This is a genomic window from Nonomuraea sp. NPDC049486, from assembly GCF_040676925.1.
GTDB lineage: Bacteria > Actinomycetota > Actinomycetes > Streptosporangiales > Streptosporangiaceae > Nonomuraea > Nonomuraea ferruginea.
This window is the reverse complement of sequence record NZ_JBFAPV010000001.1, coordinates 290310-306321: the sequence shown is the minus strand read 5'-3', so window position 1 is coordinate 306321 and position 16012 is coordinate 290310. Positions and strand designations below refer to the sequence as shown.

Genomic DNA, 16012 nt, shown 5'->3' with positions numbered 1-16012 from the left:
GTACGAACCGCGTTATAACGGGCAGTCTTCAGGAAAGAAGATGCTGACACGCCACGGTAAGGTACCCCGGTACGCTGAAGTGGTCATGGCGTGACGAGGCGGAAGGGCCGAGCAGACACGTGCGGTTCGTCAAGAGCTTGTACCAGCGGTTCGCCGCCCTTCTGCATGAGCTGACGAAGTTCGGCATCGTCGGAGGGCTCGCCTTCCTGATCGACCTGGGCGCGCTCAACTTCTTCCACCTGGTCGTCGGCATCGGGCCGATGACCTCGAAGGTCTTCGCCACGACGATCTCGACCACCTTCGCGTACGCGGGCAACCGCTTCTGGACGTTCCGCCACCGCGAGCAGAGCGGGCTGGGGCGCGAATACTTCCTGTTCTTCCTGATGAACGGCATCGCGCTGCTGTTCGGCGTGCTGGTGATCGGGTTCACCACCTACACGCTCAAGTTCGACGACCCGGTCAGCCTCAACATCGCCAACATCGTCGGCGTCGGCCTCGGCACCCTCTTCCGCTACTGGTCCTACAAGAAGTGGGTGTTCCTGGAGGCGACCACGCCGATCCCGGCCGAGCTGCCCGCGATCGAGCTCAGGCAGGACCGCTGACCACGCGGTTCCTGCCCGGGGCGTCGGCCGGGCGCAGGAAGACGGCGAACGTCGCCGGCCTCCTCCGTACGAGCTCCAGCCGTCCGCCGTCGGCGGCGGCCAGCGCGCGGGCGAGCGTCAGCCCGAGACCGGTGCCGCCGCCCCCGCTCACGTTCCTGTCGAAGATCTTGGGTGCGATCTCGTCGTCGATGCCCGGCCCCTCGTCGGTCACCTCGGTCACCACGTAGTTGTCGCCACTCGTCGTGGTGACGGTGACGGTGCCGCCGCCGTGGCGCAGGGAGTTCTCCAGCAGCGTGGCGATGACCTGGCCGAAGCCGCCGGTGGTGGCCAGCGCCTTGAGGTCGCGGGTGCCTTCGAGCACGAGCCTGCGTCCCACGCCGCGGAAGACGGGGTCCCACTCCGTCACCTGCTGGACCAGCACCTGGTCGATCGAGGTCGGCTCGGCCTGGGAGTGACGCTGGCGGCGGGCCGCGGCGAGCAGTTCGTCGATCACCGCCGTGAGCCGCTCGGCCTGCACGATGGCCGCCTCGCCCTCCTCGCGCACGACCTCCGGGTGGTTGGAGGCGGCGACGATCTCCTCCAGGCGCATGGTGAGGCCGGTCAGCGGGGTGCGCAGCTGGTGTGAGGCGTCGGTGGCGAACTCGCGCTCACGGGTGAGCAGGTCGGAGATGCGGGTGGCGCTGCGGTCGAGTACCTGGGCCACCCTGTCGAGTTCGGGGATGCCGTAGCGGTGCTTGCTCGGCCGGGCGTCCCCGGAGCCGAGCCGCTCGGCGATCATGGCGAGGTCGCGCAGGGGCAGCGTGAGCCGGCGTGTCTGCACGATGGCCAGGCCGACGGCGACGGCGAGAGCCGCGACGGCCAGGGCGACGATCAGCAGCAGGCGCGCGTACACGTCCTGCTCGACCTGTGCCCTGTCGCGGCTCACCCGGACGAAGATGCCGCTGTCGGACTCCGCGTCCTCGGTCATCTGCTGACCGGACGGCGGTGGCGTGCCGACGACGGTGGCCTTCGGGGGGTTCCCGCGTTCGAATATCTGGATGTAGCGATCCGGATATTTCTGCTCCAGTTGCTGCGGGTCGAGCGGCGTCTCCTGGATCCGGGCGTACTCGACCTCGCCCACCAGGCGTGTCGCCTCCGCTCTGAGCTGCTGGGCGGCATCATCGACGATCAGCCGGCTGACGACGACGCCCAGGGGCACTCCGAGCAGAAGGACGGCGATGCCCGCGACGAGGAGGGTTGAAGTGAGCAGGCGTCGGCGCATGCCTACTCGCGTTCGAAGCGGAAGCCGACTCCCCGGACGGTGGTGATGTAACGAGGCTTCGCCGCGTCGTCCCCCAGCTTGCGGCGCAGCCAGGAGATGTGCATGTCGAGCGTCTTGGTCGAGCCCCACCAGTTGGTGTCCCACACCTCGCGCATGATCTGCTCGCGGGTGACGACCTTGCCCGCGTCGCGCACCAGCACGCGCAGCAGGTCGAACTCCTTGGTGGTGAGGTGGAGCTCCTTGTCGCCCATCCAGGCGCGGCGTGAGTCGGCGTCGATGCGGACGCCCTGGACCACCGGGGTCTCGGACGTGCCGCGCCGCAGCAGTGCCCGCACCCGGGCGAGCAGTTCGGCGAGCCGGAACGGTTTGGTGACGTAGTCGTCGGCGCCGGCGTCGAGGCCGACCACCGTGTCCACTTCGTCAACGCGTGCGGTGAGGATCAGCACCGGAGTGCCGTGCCCCTCCGCACGTATGCGGCGCGCCACCTCCAGGCCGTCCATCTCCGGAAGGCCCAGGTCCAGGACGATGAGGTCGATGCCACCCGACAGTGCCCTCTCCAGGGCCTGCGGGCCGTCGGGGCTCACCTCAACCTGGTAGCCCTCGCGGCGCAGGGCGCGCGCGAGCGGCTCGGAAATCGAGGTGTCATCCTCGGCGAGAAGTACGCAGGTCATGAGGCGATCGTAGGTCCTTAGGCGATCGTTTCCCGGGCACAGCGCGCGGTTTGACTCGTAGTTGACCTATCTATTGACCTGGGCAAACGCGACTAAATGTCGGTTAGTCGTGATTAAATTACCGCGATACTCGGGGCTAAACCCTTACGTCCCCCAGAAACGCGCGCACCCGCCGGGAAAACCGGCGGGCGGGGGTCGCATGACGGAAGTTCGGGCGCGGGCGGCGGGCTCAGTCGTCGCTGGACGGCGGCTCGGCGTAGCGGGCGAGGTAGAGCTGCTCACCGAGCGTCTGGATGAGTTCGAGCTCGGTCTCCAGGTAGTCGATGTGCTCCTCCTCGTCCTCGAGGATCTCCTCGAAGATGCGGGCGGAGGTGATGTCGCCCTTCTCGCGCATCAGCGCGATGGCGGGCCGCAGCCGTTCCACGACGCCCAGCTCGACGTCCAGGTCGGCCCGGAGCTGCTCGGGCACCGTCTGCCCGATGTGGAGCGTGCCCAGCCGCTGGTAGTTGGGCAGTCCCTCCAGGAACAGGATGCGATCGGTGAGCCGCTCGGCGTGTCGCATCTCGTCGAACGACTCCGCGCGGGTGTGCTCGGCGAGTTTCGTGTAGCCCCAGTTCTCCTGCATCTTGGCGTGCAGGAAGTACTGGTTGATCGCCGTGAGCTCCGCGGTCAACTGCTCGTTGAGCAGCTCGATGATCTGCCTGTCACCCTGCATGAAACAAGCCCCTTGTGCTATGCGGTCGTGAGTTCCTCCGACCTTTTCAGCATCGCACAGATCTTTCGTACACACCGGGCGCAGTCGCCCCCGGCGCCCGTGGTGTCGCGTACCTGCTTCGCGCTCTTGGCGCCCGCGGCGATGCAGTCGTGAACCTCGTTCTCGGTCACGGCACGACAGACACACACGTACATCCGGGGCAGCCTCTCAGGGGAACAACTCAGGTAAGGCACACCTAAGGTAGCCCACTGAGGTAAGGCTTGCCTATGTGAGGTCCGCCATAAGGCGGATTCAGTGACCTCGGGTGATCCACTCCTCCAGGTGCGGCGCCTCCGCGCCGATCGAGGTCGAGTCGCCGTGACCGGTGTGCACGACGGTCTCGGGAGGCAGCGTGAGCAGCCGCTCGCGGATCGACTCGATGATCGTGTCGAAGGACGAGTAGGACCGCCCGGTCGCCCCCGGCCCGCCCTTGAACAACGTGTCGCCGCTGAACAGCGCGCCCACCTCGGGCGCGTACAGGCAGACCGCGCCGGGCGCGTGGCCGGGGGTGTGCAGGACCTGCAGCTCGATCCCGCCGGCCTCGAACTTGTCGCCGTCGGCGAGCGGTTCGTACGCGACCTCGTCCCCGTAGACCTGCTCCCAGAGCACCTGGTCGGCGGGGTGCAGCCGGATCGGCGCGCCGGTGCGGCGGGCCAGGTCGGCGGCGGCGTTGATGTGGTCGTTGTGCGCGTGGGTGCAGACGATGGCCCGCACGCTGCGCCCGCCGACCCGCTGGGCGATGGCCTCGGCGTCGTGGGCGGCGTCGATGACGACGACCTCACGGGCGTCGCCGACCAGCCAGACGTTGTTGTCGACGTCCCAGGTGCCGCCGTCGAGCGAGAAGGTGCCGGAGGTGATGACCTTGTCGAGCATTTAGAGGATCACCACCGACCGCAGCACGTCGCCGCGCTCCATCTTGTGGAAGGCCTCTTCGACCTGGTCGAGCGCGATCGTCTCGGTGACGAACTTGTCGAGCGGCAGCCGGTGCTGCAGGAACAGGTCGATGAGCATCGGGAAGTCGCGGGTCGGCAGGCAGTCGCCGTACCACGACGACTTCAGCGCGCCGCCCCTGCCGAACACGTCCAGCAGCGGCAGGTCGATGCGCATCTCGGGGGTGGGCACGCCGACCAGCACCACGGTGCCGGCCAGGTCGCGGGCGTAGAAGGCCTGCTCGTACGTCTCGGGCCTGCCGACCGCCTCGACCACCACGTCGGCGCCGAAGCCGCCGATGAGGTCGCGGATCGCCTCGACCGGGTCGTTCTCGCGGGAGTTGACGGTGTCGGTGGCGCCGAAGCCGCGCGCCCACTCCAGCTTGCGCTCGTCGACGTCCACCGCGATGATCTTGGATGCGCCGGCCAGGGACGCGCCGAGGATGGCCGCGTCGCCGACGCCGCCGCAGCCGATGACCGCGACCGTGTCGCCGCGGGTGACGCCGCCGGTGTTGATGGCGGCGCCGAGGCCGGCCATCACGCCGCAGCCCAGCAGCCCGGCCACGGACGCGGGCGCCTCGGCCGAGACCTTCGTGCACTGCCCGGCGGCGACCAGCGTCTTGCCGAGGAAGGCGCCGATGCCGAGCGCGGGCGACAGCTCGGTGCCGTCGGTCAGGGTCATCTTCTGGGTGGCGTTGTGGGTGTTGAAGCAGTACCACGGCCGGCCGCGCAGGCACGCCCGGCACTGGCCGCACACGGCCCGCCAGTTGAGGATGACGAAGTCGCCGGGCTCCAGGCCGGTGACGCCCTCCCCGACCGCCTCCACGACGCCGGCCGCCTCGTGCCCGAGCAGGAACGGGTAGTCGTCGCTGATGCCGCCCTCGCGATAGTGGAGGTCGGTGTGGCAGACCCCGCACGCCTGCACGGTCACCACCGCCTCGCCCGGGCCCGGGTCGGGGACGAGCACCGTTTCAAGTGAGACTTCCTGGCCCTTACCTCGGGCGATGACACCCTGAACTTCGTACGGCATGCCAGCCATCTTGTGTCCAGGAGGGTGATCTCCGCAAGACATGGGGCCGCACCACGCCGAGACCTCTCACCGGCCGCTGCCCGAGCCGCTGCACAGGCTACCGGCCGTCGATCTCGCCGTCGGAGGCGTCCTCCAGGAGCCGGAACAGCTCGGTGCGGACCTCCTGGATCCGCGGGATGTCGCGCAGCACGATCTCACCCCGCTCGCCGGCGGACTCGACGGTGAGGGTGCCGCAGCCCAGCAGCCGCTCGAAGAGCGTCTGGTCGGAGCTGACGGTGTTGACCTTCGCCATCGGGATCTCGTCGGTCGACTTGTTGAGCACGCCGGTGCTGATCGAGAACCGGTGGGTGGTGAGGACGTAACCGGTGTTCTTCCACTGCAGGTACGGGACGAACGACCAGATCGTCATGAGGATCAGCCCGATGACGACGACCGCGATGCGGGCGTAGGAGGCGTACTCCCAGGTGTCCGGGACGAAGTAGATCGCCGCGCCGGAGGCCGCGGCGATCAGGAGGAGCGCGATGAAGGGGACGACCAGCCGCTTCCAGTGCGGGTTGAAGGACCGGACGCGGCGCTCACCTTGTGTCAGGTGGTGGTCGGGAATGGTCATGGGCAAATGGTGCCACCTCGGCCGATCGGCGGCTACGTCGTGGCCCGAACATGCACGACGTCGCCCGCGCTCAGCGCGTAGGCCCGGTCCTCGGCGCTCACCTGAAGGTGGCCCGACCGGTCGACGCCGGTGGCGCGTCCGGTGAGCACGCTGCCGCCGGGCAGCTCCACCCGCACGTCGCGGCCGACGGTGGCGGAGCGGGCCAGGTAGGCGGCGCGCAGCCCGCAGGCGTCGGCGTCGCCGCCCGCCTCGTCCCACTCGCGGTAGTGGGTCTCGACCTCCCGCAGCACGGCCCGCAGCAGCGGGTCGCGGTCGACGCAGGCGGCCTTCTCCACGGCCAGCGAGGTCGCGGTGGCGACGGGCAACTCGTCCTCGCTCAGCAGCACGTTCAGCCCGATGCCGATCACCACCCCGCCCTCGACCCGCTCGGCTAGCACCCCGGCCAGCTTCCGCTCGCCGATCAGCAGGTCGTTGGGCCACTTCAGGCGCACGTCCACCTCGGCCAGGCGGCGCACCGCGGACGCGGCGGCCACGCCGAACAGCAGCGGCAGCCACCCGTACGCGGTGACCGGCGCCTCGGGCCTGAGCAGGACCGAGAACGTCAGCCCCGCGTACGCCGGAGCGGTCCAGGGGCGGCCCAGCCTGCCGCGGCCCGCCACCTGCTCCTCGGCGGCCAGCACCGCGCCCTCGGGCGCGCCGTCCCTGGCGGCCTTGGCGAGGTCGGCGTTGGTGGAGCCGGTGCTGTCGACGACCCTGATGCCCGTCCACAGCGAGCCGGGGCGGACCAGGGCGCGGTTGAGCGCCGCCTCGGACAGGGGTGGCCGGTCGAGGTCGTGGTAGCGAGACATCCCCCCATCCTGTCGCATCCGCCTGCCGGACTCCGGAAGGGCCGGGCGGAACCACGGATCGGCCAGGAGCAAGATGGACGCATGAGCAAGCGACTGGATCCGCGCAACTGGGCCTCGTGGCGGCCGTTCGGCCTCGGGCTGCGCAAGCCGAACAACTACCTGGAGCTGATCAAGGCCTTCCGGTCGGTCAAGGGCAACAGGCGCTACGCGTGGCGGATCCTCACCCGGGGGACGTGCGACGGGTGCGCGCTCGGCACCAAGGGCATGCGCGACTGGACCATGCGGGAGGTCCACCTGTGCAACATCAGGCTGCGGCTGCTGCCGCTCAACACGATGCCCGCGCTCGACGTGTCGGTGCTGGCGGACGCCGACCGGCTCGCCGGGAAGAGGAGCGCCGAGCTCCGGGAGCTGGGGCGGCTGCCGTACCCGATGCTGCGGCGCGCCGGCGAGCCCGGCTTCACCCGCGTGTCGTGGGACGAGGCGCTGCGGGTGGCGGCCGGCGGGCTGCGCGACGCGCGCTTCGGCGCCTACCTGACCAGCCGCGGCATGCCGAACGAGAACTACTACGCGGCCCAGAAGGCGGTGCGGGCGCTCGGCACCAACAACGTCGACAACGCCGCCCGCATCTGCCACTCGCCGTCGACGGTGGCGCTCAAGGACACCATCGGGGCGGCGGCCACGACCTGCTCGTATCAGGACTGGATCGGCTCCGACCTGATCGTGTTCATCGGGTCGAACCCGTCGAACAACCAGCCGGTGGCGATGAAGTATCTCTACCACGCCAAGAAGGCCGGCACCCGGATCGCGATGGTCAACGCCTACCGCGAGCCCGGCATGGAACGCTACTGGGTGCCGTCCAACGCCGAGTCGGCCCTGTTCGGCACGAAGATCACCGATGAGTTCTTCGGGGTTCACCAGGGCGGCGACATCGGCTTCCTCAACGGGGTGCTCAAGCACCTGATCGAGAACGACTGGATCGACGAGAAGTTCGTCGCCGGGCACACCACCGGCTTCGAGGAGGCCCGCCGGGCCGTGTCGGAGCAGTCGTGGGAGGTGCTGGAGGCGCTGTCGGGGTCGACCAGGGACGAGATGCTGCGCCTGGCCAGGATGCTGGGCGAGGCCCGCTCCGCCGTGCTGGTGTGGTCGATGGGCATCACCCAGCACACCCACGGCGAGGACAACGTACGCGCGATCGTCAACCTGGCGCTGGCCAGAGGCTTCGTGGGGCGCGACGGGTGCGGGCTGATGCCGATCCGCGGCCACAGCGGCGTGCAGGGCGGTGCCGAGATGGGGGCGTACGCGACCGGGCTGCCGGGCGGGCTGCCCGTCACGCCGGAGAACGCGGCGAAGTTCTCCGGGATGTGGGGGTTCGAGGTGCCTTCTTCGCCGGGGCTGACGGCGACTGACATGATCGACGCGGCGCACGCGCGGGAGCTGGACGCGCTGGTCTCCTCCGGCGGCAACTTCCTGGAGGTGCTGCCCGACCCTGACTACTGCCGGGAGGCGCTGTCCCGGCTCAAGCTGCGGGTGCACATCGACATCGTGCTGTCGTCGCAGATGCTCGTGCCTGCCGAGGGCGACGTGCTGCTGCTGCCCGCGCAGACGCGCTACGAGATGGCGGGCGGGGTGACCGAGACGTCGACCGAGCGGCGGGTGATCTTCTCGCCGGAGGTGGAGGGGCCGCGGATCGGCGAGGCGTGGCCGGAGTGGAAGATCTTCACCGAGCTGGCCGCCACCACACGTCCCGAAATTTCAAGACTCGTGAGGTTCACCGGCACGCCCGCGATCCGCGAGGAGATCGAGCGCGCGGTGCCCTTCTACGAAGGCATCGCCGGGCTGCGGCGGTTCGGCGACAGCGTCCAGTATGGCGGCCGCCACCTCTGCCCCGACGGCCGCTTCCCCACCCCCGACGGGCGGGGCGGGTTCTCGGCGGTCGATCCACCGGCGCTGGAGCGGCCCGACGGCGCGTTCTCCGTCGCCACCCGGCGCGGCAAGCAGTTCAACAGCATGGTCCACGAGCGCATGGACGGCTTCAACGGCGCGATGCGCGAAGCCGTGCTGATGAGCCCGTACGACGCCGACCGGCTCGGCCTGCCCGACGGCACCCCGGTCGAGCTGCGCGCGGGCGAGCGCTCGTACCGGGGCAAGGTGCTGCGCGCCCCGCTCGTCCCCGGAAACCTGCAGGTCCACTGGCCCGAGGGCAACGTGCTGCTGGACGAGGCGCGCCGGTCACCGCAGGCGCGGATCCCCGACTACAACGCCGTCGTCACCGTGCGGGCGCTGTGAGCAGGCCCGGCCCCACCAGCCGCGCCCGGATCCGCGAGCTGAACGGGCGCACGGCCCGCGAGCGCCGCGACAACCTGGCCACCGAGGAGCCGCTGGAGATACGGCTCGTCGGGCTCGGCGGGGCGCGCAAGACGGTGGCGATCACCATGCGCACGCCGGGGCACGACTTCGAGCTGGCCGCCGGGTTCCTGCACGGCGAGGGCCTGGCCGGGCCCGGGGAGATCGCGTCCATCGCGTACTGCACCGACGAGGACCTGCCGCCGGAGGAGCGCTACAACACCGTCACCGTGCGGCTGCGCGGGCCGATCCCCGACCTGCCCGCCCTGGAGCGTCACTTCGTGACCTCCAGCGCGTGCGGCGTGTGCGGCTCGGCGAGCCTGGACCGGCTGCACGAGCGGTGCGCCCCGCTCCCGCCGGGCGGGCCGCCCATCGACCCCGAGGTCCTGTACGGGCTGCCGGACGCGTTGCGCGCGGGCCAGGGCGTGTTCGGCAAGACCGGCGGGCTGCACGCGGCCGGCCTGTTCACCGCCGACGGCGCCCTTCTGGCGGTACGGGAGGACGTCGGCCGGCACAACGCCGTCGACAAGCTCGTCGGCTGGTCGGCCATGAACGACCGGCTGCCGCTGGCCGGGCACGTGCTCATGGTGAGCGGCCGGGCCGGCTACGAGATCATGCAGAAGGCGCTGGCGGCCGGGGTGCCGGTGGTGTGCGCGGTGTCGGCGCCCTCGTCGCTGGCGGTCGACCTGGCCATGGAGTTCGGGCTGACGCTGGTGGGCTTCCTGCGGGGGGAGCGGTGCAACGTCTATGCCGGCCATGAGCGGATTCTTATGGAATGAAGCATTCCGTTCTGCTATAGTTGGGGAACAGAACAAGCCGTTCCGTTCTCTTCCGAGGAGCCTCCCGTGATCCGTCCCTTCCGCATCGAGATCCCCCAGGCCGACCTCGACGACCTGCGGGCCCGCCTGGCCCTGACCCGCTTCGCCGACGAGATCCCCGGCGCCGACCAGGGCGTCCCGGTCTCGCGGGTCCAGCGGCTGGTCTCGTACTGGCGCGACGGTTTCGACTGGCGGGCCGTCGAGGCCCGCCTCAACGCCCACCCGCAGTTCGTCACCGAGATCGACGGGCAGGACATCCACTTCGTCCACGTCCGCTCCGACAACCCGGACGCGCTGCCGCTGATCCTCACCCACGGCTGGCCGGGCAGCTTCGCCGAGTATCTCGACGCCATCGAGCCCTTGTCGCGCCACTTCCACCTGGTCGTCCCGTCGCTGCCCGGCTACGGCTTCTCCGGCCCGACCAGGGAGCTGGGCTGGAACAACGTGCGCATCGCCCGCGCCTGGGCCGAGCTGATGGCCCGCCTCGGCTACACCCGCTACGGCGCGGTGGGCAACGACGCCGGCTCGATGATCTCTCCCGAGATCGGCCGGGTGGACCCCGGCCACTGCGTCGGCGTCCACGTGACCCAGCTCTTCTCCTTCCCGTCGGGCGACCCGGCCGAGTTCGCCGGCCTCTCGGAGGAGGACCAGCAGGGCCTGGCCGTCCTCGACTGGTTCTGGAAGGAGAAGGGCGCCTTCAACGTCCTGCACTCGCAGCAGCCGCAGACCCTGGCCCACGCCCTCATGGACTCCCCCTCGGGCCTGGTCGGCTGGCTGGCCCAGCTCTTCGACGAGGACCTGGACGACGACTTCGTGCTGACCCACGCCGCCATCCACTGGTTCACCGGCACCGCCGCGTCGGCGCTCCGGCTCTACTGGGAGAACGCCCGCGCCGAGCAGCCCAAGGAGCCCACGACGGTGCCGATCGCGCTGGCGATGGGCGAGGGCGACTTCAAGTCGATCCGGCCGTTCGCGGACCGCGACCACGCCCGGATCGTCTCCTGGAAGACGCTGCCGGCCCCGGCCCGCGGCCACTACACGGCCCACACCGCCACGGACGCCCTCACCTCGGACGTCCGCGACTTCTTCCTCAGCCTGACCTGACCCCCGGCATCAGCCCGTGTTCTGCAGACCTGCCGCCACCCCGTTGACGGACAGCAGGAGGAGCGTGGACAGGCGGTCGCGTTCGTGGTCGGACGGGTCGCCGGTGCGCAGCACCGTCAGGGCACGCAGTTGCAGGTGTGACAGGGCGTCGACGTACGGGTCGCGGAGCTGGACGGCGCGCGAGAGGACCTTGCGGTTCTCCAGGAGGCGCTTGTGGCCGGTGACCTTCAGCACCAGCCTGCGGGTGCGGTCGTACTCCTCCAGGACCTGCTCGGCGAAGTCGTCCCTGCCGCCGAGCGCCAGGTAGCGGGCCGCGATGGAGCGGTCGGTCTTGGCCAGCGACATCTCGGCGTTGTCGAGCAGCGAGTTGAACAGCGGCCACTCGGCGTAGGCGGCCTGCAGCTCCTCCAGGGAGTCGGCGGCCGCCAGGCCGGTGCCGATGCCGTACCAGCCCGGCAGGTTGACGCGGGTCTGGGCCCAGGCGAACACCCACGGGATGGCCCGCAGGTCGTCCAGCGAGCGCGGGGCGCCCAGGCCCCGGCGGGCCGGGCGGGAGCCGAGGCGCAGGGAGCCGATCTCCTCCAGCGGGCTGACCAGGGCGAACCATTCAGGGAAGCCGGGGGCCTCGGTGAGCGCGCGGTACGCCTCCTCGGACGCGCGGGCGACCCGCTCGGCGAGCGGGCGGAAGCGTTCGGCGGCGGCGGCGGTGCGGGCGCCGACCGCCGGGGAGGAGGCCAGCAGGACGGCGTTGGCGACCTGCTCCAGGTGGCGGCGGGCGATCGCCATGTGGGCGTAGCGGGCGAAGATGACCTCGCCCTGCTCGGTGACCTTGAATCGGCCGGCGACCGAGCCGGGCGCCTGGGCGAGCACGGCGCGGTTGGCCGGGCCGCCTCCCCGGCCGAGCGCGCCGCCGCGGCCGTGGAACATCCGCAGCTTGACGTCGTGCGCGGCGGCCCACGCCGTGAGCTGCTCCTGCGCCTCGTACAGGCGGAGGGTCGCGGCGGCCGGGCCGAGCTCCTTGGCCGAGTCGGAGTAACCCAGCATGATCTCCATGCGCCGCCCGGTGTCGGCCAGCCGCTGCTGGACCTGCGGGATGTCGAGCATGCCCGTGAGCACGCGGGGCGAGTTGACCAGGTCCTCGCCCGACTCGAACAGCGGCACCACGTCCAGCGCCAGCGGGCGCGCGCCGAGGGCGTGCGACACCAGCTCGTGCACGGCGGCGACGTCGTCGGCGGAGCGGGTGAACGAGACCACGTAGCGGGAGCAGGCCTCGACGCCGAACCGGTCCTGGATCCAGGCGATGACCCGGATCGTGGCCAGCACCTCCTCGGTGCGCTCCGACAGCTCGCCGCCCGCGCGGATCTCCTCCAGGGCCGCCGCGTGCACCTGGGAGTGCTGGCGGACCTCCAGCTCGGCCAGGTGGAAGCCGAACGTCTCCACCTGCCAGATCAGGTGCTGCAGCTCCCCGTACGCCTGGCGTACCGCGGTCTTGGCGAGCGAGTCCTGCGCGAGGCGCAGGTCGGCGAGCAGCTCGGCGGGGCCGCGGTAGGCGAGGTCGAGGTCGCGGCTGCGGGTGGCGGCGACGCGGGCGGCGACGAACAGCAGCCACTGCCGGTGCGGCTCCCGCGGCGACCGGGTGGCCAGCTCGGAGACCAGGTCGGGGTGGTGGTCGACGGCGGCGGCCAGCGCGGCGCGCAGCTCGGGCGAGGCGGGGGCGAACTGGGCCGAGGCGGTGAGCGTGCGGCCGATCCGCAGGCAGGCGTTCTCCAGGGCGGTGAGCACGTGCTCGGCCTGGATCTGGATGGCCTCGCGGGTGACCTTGGCGGTGACGTTGGGGTTGCCGTCGCGGTCGCCGCCGATCCAGCTGCCGAAGCGGATGAACGGCCGGGCGAGCGGCTCGCCGACGCTGTCGTGCAGCGCCGCGTCCAGCGACCGGTAGACCTGCGGCACCACCCTGAACAGGGTCTCGTCGAAGGCCGCCATGGCGGTGCGGACCTCGTCGAGCGGGTCCAGCCGGGTGTTGCGGAGCTGCGCCGTACGCCAGAGCAGGTCGATCTCCTCCAGCAGGCGGCGCCTGGACTCGGCCCGCTCGGAGGCGCCCCGCTCGGGCGCGTCGTACTCGGTGAGCTGGTGGCTGACGCGCTGGATGGCGGTGGCGACGGCGCGCCTGCGCGCCTCGGTCGGGTGGGCGGTCAGCACGGGGTGCAGCTCCAGGTCGCGGACGAGCTCGGCGACGCGCTCGGCGCCCAGCTCCTGCACGGCGTGCGCCAGCGACTCGCGCTGCACCCCGTCCTCGGTGTCGCGGCGGCGCAGGGAGCGGATGCGGTAGTGCTCCTCGGCCAGGTTGGCCAGGTGGAAGTAACACGTGAACGCGCGGGCGATCTCCACCGCCCGGTCGATCTCCCACCCGGACACCATCTCGACGATCTCGTCGCCGGACACCTCGCCTCTGCGGGCGGCGATGACGGCCTTGCGCAGGCGTTCGACGTCGGCCAGCAGATCTTCGCCGCCCTGCTCGGCGATCACCTCCCCGAGCAGGCTGCCGAGCAACCGCACGTCTCTGCGCAGCTCGTCGGGCATCTCGGTCACTGCGGCACTGCGATGCTCCAGCCCCTGGTCAATCATGCTTCGAAGCGTATACACCGCTTCCTGGACGCCGCAGAGGGGTCTCACTTATTGGACTAGACCACTGGTCAGGCGGGCTTCGAGACGGCGGCCAGCAGCTCGGGCATCCTGGCGAAGCCGATACGCGCGCCGAGCCTGCGGCCGAGCACCTCCGCGGCCAGGCCGTAGAAGGGCGCGAGCGCGCACACCCAGAGCAGGCCGAAGAGCATCGGCACGATGAACGGCAGCGTCAGCAGGGAGATGCCGACCATCGCGCCCATGGACGAGGCGAACGCCTGCCCGCCCTGGCCGGGCGCGGCGCCGGTGAAGGCGTTGAGCCGCTCGGGGATCGTGTACGGGATGACGACGCTGGTCACGGCGCCGACGCCGCACCCGATGCCCAGCGCGCCCAGGCCCGCGAAGACCGCCCAGACGATCGCGCCCGGACTGCCGGTCAGCACCCCGGTGACGACCGCGATCGCCACCAGCATCGGCGCCGCGACCAGCGCGTTGGCCAGGTGGCGGCCCGCCAGGTCGACGCTGAGACCGCGCTCGGAGCCGATCGCCACGGCGTTCATCCACAGGGAGCGGCCGTCGATGCCGAACGCGTTGCACAGCTGCAGCGACACCATCAGCCCGCCGGCCGCGGTGAGCATGATCGGCACACCGGGCCCGCTGGGGCCGTCACCCCGGCCGAACGAGATCGCCAGCACGGCGGTCACCACCACCGCGGTGAACCAGACGACGCGGTAGCGGGGCTCGCGCCGGATGTACTTGAGCTCCTTGGTCACCACGGCCGCCAGCGGCCCGTCGGGCACGATCCGGTCGACGAGACCGCTGTCACGGCGTACGGTGGCGGCCTCGTTCGACACGTCGGGCGTGACCAGGGCGCGGCTCAGCGCCTTGATCCACAGCCAGGCGGCGGCGACCACCACGAGCGCCACGACGGCCAGCTCGGCCACGCCCACCAGGCCGCCGTCGGCGATCGCGTGCGCGGCCATGCCGGAGGGCGTCCAGCGCAGCACGGCGGCGGTGCCGTGCAACAGCGACAGCGGGTCGCCCAGGTCGCTGTTGATCAGCAGGTTGGGCAGCTGGAAGAGCAGCACCGCGCCGATCGCGGCCACCGCGAGCACGTCGCGCCCGCGCCGGGTGCGCAGCGCGCTGGACAGCGAGGTGGTCACCAGCCGGGAGGCGACCAGGCAGAGCGCGAACTGCAGCAGCACGGCCGGCACGCCGATCAGGAACCCGCCGGCGCCGGAGGCCAGCCCGGCCAGCGCGCCGGCCGTGACGATCAGCGTCGCCGCCGGCCACACGCCGGTGGCCGAGGCGGTGAACATGCCCACGGCCAGCCGCGCGGTCGGCAGCGGGAACAGCGCAAGCCGCGCCGGGTCGAGCGTGTCGTCCAGGCCGAACGCCAGCAGTGGCACGATCATCCAGCTCACCAGGAACAGGGTGAACACCACGATGACGATGTCGGCGGCGATCTCCGGCTGCGCCAGCCGGACCAGGCTCATCAGGAAGAAGCCGAGCGCGGCCAGGAACGCGGCCATGACGAGGGTGAAGACGAAGCCGAGCTTGCGCGCGAGGTCTCCGCGCAGGTTGCCGGCCAGCAGGCGGAGCTTGAGCTCGGCGAAGAGGCGGACGGTGGTCACGGCGTGTCCCGCTGCCCGAGCCAGGTCAGCCCGGTGCCGCCGCCGGTCTGCGGGCCGCCGACGAGCTCCAGGAACGCCTGGTTGAGACTGCGCCCGTCGCGCACCCGCTCCAGCGGGCCCTGGGCGACGATGTGGCCGCCGTTCATCACCGACACCCAGTCGCACAGCCGCTCGACCAGGTCCATGACGTGGCTGGAGAAGATCACGGTGGAGCCGGAGGCGGTGAAGGCGCGCAGCACCTCGGTGAGGGTGTTGGCGCTGACCGGGTCGACGCCCTCGAACGGCTCGTCGAGGAAGAGCACGGACGGGTTGTGGAGCAGCGCCGCCGCCAGGCCGATCTTCTTGCGCATGCCGGTGGAGTAGTCGACGACGAGCTTGTCGGCCGCGCCGGCCAGGTCCATCAGCTGCAGCAGGTCGGTGGCGCGCCGCTCGACCTCCGCCTTGGGGATGCCGCGCAGCCTGCCGTTGTAGAGGAGCAGCTCACGGCCGGACAGCCGCTCGAACAGGCGCAGCCCCTCGGGCAGCACGCCGATGCGTGCCTTGACCGCGACGGGGTCGCGCCAGACGTGGAAGCCGTCGATCTCGGCGTGGCCGCCGTCGGGCCGGAGCAGGCCGGTGATCATGCTGAGGGTGGTGGTCTTGCCGGCCCCGTTGGGCCCGACCAGACCGGCGAAACTGCCCGCCGGCACGACCAGGTCGACGCCCGCGACTGCGATCTGCGGCCCGTATCTTTTGAACAGGCCGCTGGTCCGAACGGCATCCTTCATGAAGCCACTCTATGAGCAG

Annotated in this window: 15 protein-coding genes; 4 read left to right on the top strand and 11 right to left on the bottom strand. The window is 71.0% G+C overall.

Going from position 1 to position 16012, the window contains the following annotated elements; genetic code table 11:
* Positions 1-119 precede the first annotated feature (119 nt).
* Entirely contained in the window at positions 120-602 is a 483-nt protein-coding gene (locus AB0K05_RS01480; protein WP_148037024.1) for a GtrA family protein, read from the top strand.
* Here the strand turns inward: AB0K05_RS01480 and AB0K05_RS01475 are convergent.
* From AB0K05_RS01475 to AB0K05_RS01440, 8 genes are all read right to left on the bottom strand, one after another.
* Positions 586-1863: an ATP-binding protein gene (locus tag AB0K05_RS01475; protein WP_148037023.1), complete on the bottom strand. Its 1278-nt coding sequence runs from the start codon at positions 1861-1863 to the stop codon at positions 586-588. The two genes, AB0K05_RS01480 and AB0K05_RS01475, sit on opposite strands and share 17 nt — an antisense overlap.
* A 2-nt stretch (positions 1864-1865) precedes the next feature.
* Positions 1866-2534, bottom strand: a complete 669-nt coding sequence (locus AB0K05_RS01470) for a response regulator transcription factor (protein ID WP_012888073.1) — start codon at positions 2532-2534, stop codon at positions 1866-1868.
* A 229-nt stretch (positions 2535-2763) separates the two neighbouring features.
* Positions 2764-3249 carry a bacterioferritin gene (gene bfr, locus AB0K05_RS01465; protein ID WP_148037022.1) on the bottom strand — a complete coding sequence of 162 codons (486 nt, stop codon included), beginning with the start codon at positions 3247-3249 and terminating at the stop codon, positions 2764-2766.
* Positions 3250-3266: 17 nt separating this feature from the next.
* The gene (locus AB0K05_RS01460; protein ID WP_148037021.1) at positions 3267-3443 is read right to left on the bottom strand and encodes a (2Fe-2S)-binding protein; all 177 of its coding nucleotides are present in this window, start codon (positions 3441-3443) and stop codon (positions 3267-3269) included.
* 97 nt (positions 3444-3540) lie between these two features.
* A complete protein-coding gene (locus AB0K05_RS01455; protein WP_148037020.1) occupies positions 3541-4161 on the bottom strand; it encodes an MBL fold metallo-hydrolase in 621 nt (206 codons plus the stop codon).
* Positions 4162-5247, bottom strand: a complete 1086-nt coding sequence (locus AB0K05_RS01450) for an S-(hydroxymethyl)mycothiol dehydrogenase (RefSeq protein WP_364225543.1) — start codon at positions 5245-5247, stop codon at positions 4162-4164.
* A gap of 97 nt (positions 5248-5344) precedes the next feature.
* Positions 5345-5857: a PH domain-containing protein gene (locus tag AB0K05_RS01445; protein ID WP_148037018.1), complete on the bottom strand. Its 513-nt coding sequence runs from the start codon at positions 5855-5857 to the stop codon at positions 5345-5347.
* A 32-nt stretch (positions 5858-5889) separates the two neighbouring features.
* On the bottom strand, positions 5890-6705 hold the full coding sequence (locus AB0K05_RS01440; protein ID WP_364225539.1) for a biotin--[acetyl-CoA-carboxylase] ligase: 816 nt from the start codon (positions 6703-6705) through the stop codon (positions 5890-5892).
* Positions 6706-6786: 81 nt separating this feature from the next.
* On the opposite strand from AB0K05_RS01440, the gene AB0K05_RS01435 reads away from it, so the two are divergent.
* The 3 genes from AB0K05_RS01435 (at position 6787) to AB0K05_RS01425 (ending at position 10970) form a co-directional block, all read left to right on the top strand.
* A complete protein-coding gene (locus AB0K05_RS01435; RefSeq protein WP_364225536.1) occupies positions 6787-8991 on the top strand; it encodes an FdhF/YdeP family oxidoreductase in 2205 nt (734 codons plus the stop codon).
* Positions 8988-9827, top strand: a complete 840-nt coding sequence (gene fdhD / locus AB0K05_RS01430; protein ID WP_271278365.1) for a formate dehydrogenase accessory sulfurtransferase FdhD — start codon at positions 8988-8990, stop codon at positions 9825-9827. The genes AB0K05_RS01435 and fdhD overlap by 4 nt, the downstream gene beginning before the upstream one ends.
* Positions 9828-9893: 66 nt before the next feature.
* A complete protein-coding gene (locus tag AB0K05_RS01425; RefSeq protein ID WP_364225533.1) occupies positions 9894-10970 on the top strand; it encodes an epoxide hydrolase family protein in 1077 nt (358 codons plus the stop codon).
* A gap of 9 nt (positions 10971-10979) precedes the next feature.
* Here AB0K05_RS01425 and AB0K05_RS01420 read toward each other — a convergent pair whose 3' ends face one another.
* The 3 genes from AB0K05_RS01420 to AB0K05_RS01410 all read right to left on the bottom strand — a co-directional run bounded on the left by AB0K05_RS01420 (position 10980) and on the right by AB0K05_RS01410 (position 15993).
* Complete coding sequence (locus tag AB0K05_RS01420; protein WP_148037013.1) at positions 10980-13595, bottom strand: phosphoenolpyruvate carboxylase; 2616 nt, start codon at positions 13593-13595, stop codon at positions 10980-10982.
* Positions 13596-13663: 68 nt separating this feature from the next.
* Positions 13664-15226, bottom strand: coding sequence for a hypothetical protein (locus AB0K05_RS01415; RefSeq protein WP_271280398.1), 1563 nt, complete (start codon positions 15224-15226; stop codon positions 13664-13666).
* Positions 15223-15993, bottom strand: a complete 771-nt coding sequence (locus AB0K05_RS01410) for an ABC transporter ATP-binding protein (RefSeq protein WP_148037011.1) — start codon at positions 15991-15993, stop codon at positions 15223-15225. Before AB0K05_RS01410 ends, AB0K05_RS01415 begins: the two co-directional genes overlap by 4 nt.
* Positions 15994-16012: the final 19 nt, after the last annotated feature.

Excerpts from the sequence above, each read along its gene's own strand:
- AB0K05_RS01475 (WP_148037023.1), bottom strand. The coding sequence starts at position 1,863 with ATGCGCCGACGCCTGCTCACTTCAACCCTCCTCGTCGCGGGCATCGCC.
- AB0K05_RS01470 (WP_012888073.1), bottom strand. The coding sequence starts at position 2,534 with ATGACCTGCGTACTTCTCGCCGAGGATGACACCTCGATTTCCGAGCCG.
- bfr (WP_148037022.1), bottom strand. The coding sequence starts at position 3,249 with ATGCAGGGTGACAGGCAGATCATCGAGCTGCTCAACGAGCAGTTGACC.
- AB0K05_RS01460 (WP_148037021.1), bottom strand. The coding sequence starts at position 3,443 with ATGTACGTGTGTGTCTGTCGTGCCGTGACCGAGAACGAGGTTCACGAC.
- AB0K05_RS01455 (WP_148037020.1), bottom strand. The coding sequence starts at position 4,161 with ATGCTCGACAAGGTCATCACCTCCGGCACCTTCTCGCTCGACGGCGGC.
- AB0K05_RS01450 (WP_364225543.1), bottom strand. The coding sequence starts at position 5,247 with ATGCCGTACGAAGTTCAGGGTGTCATCGCCCGAGGTAAGGGCCAGGAA.
- AB0K05_RS01445 (WP_148037018.1), bottom strand. The coding sequence starts at position 5,857 with ATGACCATTCCCGACCACCACCTGACACAAGGTGAGCGCCGCGTCCGG.
- AB0K05_RS01440 (WP_364225539.1), bottom strand. The coding sequence starts at position 6,705 with ATGTCTCGCTACCACGACCTCGACCGGCCACCCCTGTCCGAGGCGGCG.
- AB0K05_RS01435 (WP_364225536.1), top strand. The coding sequence starts at position 6,787 with ATGAGCAAGCGACTGGATCCGCGCAACTGGGCCTCGTGGCGGCCGTTC.
- AB0K05_RS01420 (WP_148037013.1), bottom strand. The coding sequence starts at position 13,595 with ATGATTGACCAGGGGCTGGAGCATCGCAGTGCCGCAGTGACCGAGATG.
- AB0K05_RS01410 (WP_148037011.1), bottom strand. The coding sequence starts at position 15,993 with ATGAAGGATGCCGTTCGGACCAGCGGCCTGTTCAAAAGATACGGGCCG.